The 339-nt window shown below is 56.6% G+C and carries 1 protein-coding gene; it reads left to right on the top strand.

Features of this window, described 5'->3' with window-relative positions:
* On the top strand, nucleotides 1-339 hold a 339-nt coding region (locus tag SB753_RS35620), incomplete at both ends, for an HlyD family secretion protein (RefSeq protein WP_410804789.1).

Genomic DNA, 339 nt, shown 5'->3' with positions numbered 1-339 from the left:
ACGCGACGCATACGGCGTCTGCCGCCGAGGCGCAGTATCAGCAGGCGCTTGCCGCGCTGGATGCGGCGAAGCTCAATCTGGAGCGCACTCGCGTTGTGTCGCCGGTTGATGGGTATGTTACGAATCTGAATGTGTATCGCGGGGACTATGCGATTTCTGGTTCAGCGAAGCTGGCTGTCGTGGATAGCAATTCGTTCTGGGTGTATGGGTATTTTGAGGAAACGAAGCTGCCGCATGTGAGGGTTGGGGATAAGGCCGATATCATGTTGATGAGCGGGGGCACGTTGAAGGGGCATGTCGAGAGCATTTCCCGCGGGATTTATGATCGCGATAATCCGC

It is taken from the genome of Paraburkholderia sp. SIMBA_053, from assembly GCF_046534895.1.
GTDB classification, from domain to species: Bacteria; Pseudomonadota; Gammaproteobacteria; order Burkholderiales; family Burkholderiaceae; genus Paraburkholderia; species Paraburkholderia caledonica.
This window is presented reverse-complemented; position numbering and strand designations above follow the sequence as displayed.